The sequence below is a fragment of the Clostridium sp. HV4-5-A1G genome (assembly GCF_900184915.1).
Classification (GTDB): domain Bacteria; phylum Bacillota; class Clostridia; order Clostridiales; family Clostridiaceae; genus Clostridium_B; species Clostridium_B aromativorans.
The window spans coordinates 1-1,888 of record NZ_FXYI02000312.1 but is presented as its reverse complement, the minus strand read 5'-3'; the positions used below and the strand labels follow the sequence as shown (position 1 = coordinate 1,888).

Annotated in this window: 2 protein-coding genes; one reads left to right on the top strand and one right to left on the bottom strand. The window is 28.8% G+C overall.

The features are described from left to right. The first annotated feature begins 129 nt into the window (after positions 1-129). On the top strand, positions 130-1,365 hold the full coding sequence (locus J5G60_RS18110) for an ABC transporter substrate-binding protein (protein WP_236035347.1): 1,236 nt from the start codon (positions 130-132) through the stop codon (positions 1,363-1,365). A gap of 57 nt (positions 1,366-1,422) precedes the next feature. Here J5G60_RS18110 and J5G60_RS18105 read toward each other — a convergent pair whose 3' ends face one another. Next, entirely contained in the window at positions 1,423-1,845 is a 423-nt protein-coding gene (locus J5G60_RS18105) for a Fur family transcriptional regulator (RefSeq protein WP_150359057.1), read from the bottom strand. Positions 1,846-1,888 lie beyond the last annotated feature (43 nt).

The following is a 1,888-nucleotide window of genomic DNA, read 5'->3' as shown; positions in this document are numbered from 1 at the left end:
CAGCGTCAGATGTGTATAAGAGTCATTTTATTTACAAAATAAATTTATAAAATATTGTCTGTATGAAACATAATTTTATGTACATACTCAGTATGAGTAATTTTTGAAGTGTTTATATTTGGAAGTGAGATGAGAAAATGTATGCTTCATAGAAATAAAATAATAATATTTTTTCTAACTCTGATATTACTGTTTAATTTATCTGCCTGTGGTGGAAATAGCAATGCAAGTGATGATGGACAAATAAATCTATATATTGGAGTGAAAGACAGAGAATCTTTAAATATGATAAAATATATTATAAATGAGTACAAAAAAGCCAATCCCAAGGTTGAATTGAATGTGGATAATTCCATAGGTGAGAAAATAGATGGAGATATAAATGACAACAGCAATATGGATGTTGTATTTATTTCCAGAACAGACATGCTGAATTTAGTTAGGAAAAGTGCTCTGTCTGATATGAGAAATTTATACAGGGAAAATAATTTAAATGAAAGATATTACAGCGTATCGAAGTCCTTTGGGAGATTTAATGACAGATACTATGGCATTGCATTATTTCCCTATACTATAGAAATATTGTGTAATGAAGATGCTTTTAATAAATTGAATTTAAAAATGCCCAATTCCATGAATGAATTTATGGGCAGCTTGAAAGCTCTCAATTCTCTGCAAAAAAGAGTACCTGTAGTATTAAATGAGGATGTGGATATAAATACAGCTTTATTTTCTATAGTGTCAAATAACTTGATTTCCATGAAAAAACTAGAAGATATATATGACAGTGGACCTTCAGCTTATAAATCACTGGGGGAGATGCAGGAGTGTTTTCACAGATTAAATGATATGGTTAAAAATGGTTATGTAAATAAGGATACCTTTGAGATTGGGAATGGAAGTACTATACAAAAATTCAATGGAAATGATATACCAGTGATAATAACATCTTCCTATTATATAAATGATATTAAAAATACCAGGATAAAATGTTTGCAATATGACAATTCAGCATCTGATAATGTTAAAGTTCCAGTTATGGCAGATGTTATAATGAGTACACCTGTAAATAGCAAAAATATGGATCAAATAAATGATTTTATAAAATTTATACTGAGTGACAATATCCAAAAAAAATTGTATAATAAGGGTTTTATAACTGGAAATAGGAAAGTAAATACTCCTAAAAAAGGTATAAATAAAAGTATAATAGAACATTTGAAAAATAGTACGGAAGATAATATAGCCGTTATATACAATATGCCTAAAAATTTTAGATACAGTATATCTCTGAAAATAGATGATATATTTTCAGGAAAATATACGGGAAATGAATGGAATGAAGTAGTTGAAGAATCCTATTGAAATGCTATAAAAAATGACAGCTGTCGTAAATCAATTGACAGTTGTCATTTTTTTTATCTAGTCTGTTGAGTTTTTTTGACAGTTTTCACATATTCCATAAAAGTAGACCTGATTACTCAATACCTTGTAGTTTACAAGATCTTTAATTTTATAATTTAGATCCTGAAAGCAAATTCCCTCTATATCATCTACTTTTCCACAGTTTATACATTGAATATGGGAGTGTGGTTCAACGTTTCCATCGTATCTGAAGTTACCTTCCCCCACATTGATTTCCTGTATGAGATTAACTTCGACCAATGTTTTTAAAGCTTTGTATACAGTTGCCAAACTCATAGTAGGATAATCTATCTGCAGAGTCTTGTATATTGTCTCGGCTGATGGATGTTCTTTAGTAGATTGTAGATATTTATATACTGCAATACGTTGGGGAGTGAGTTTCAATTTTTTATTTCTAAAAATACTAGTTAAATTATCCATAGACACCATCCTCATTATATAATCAATTATAACTATATAATAA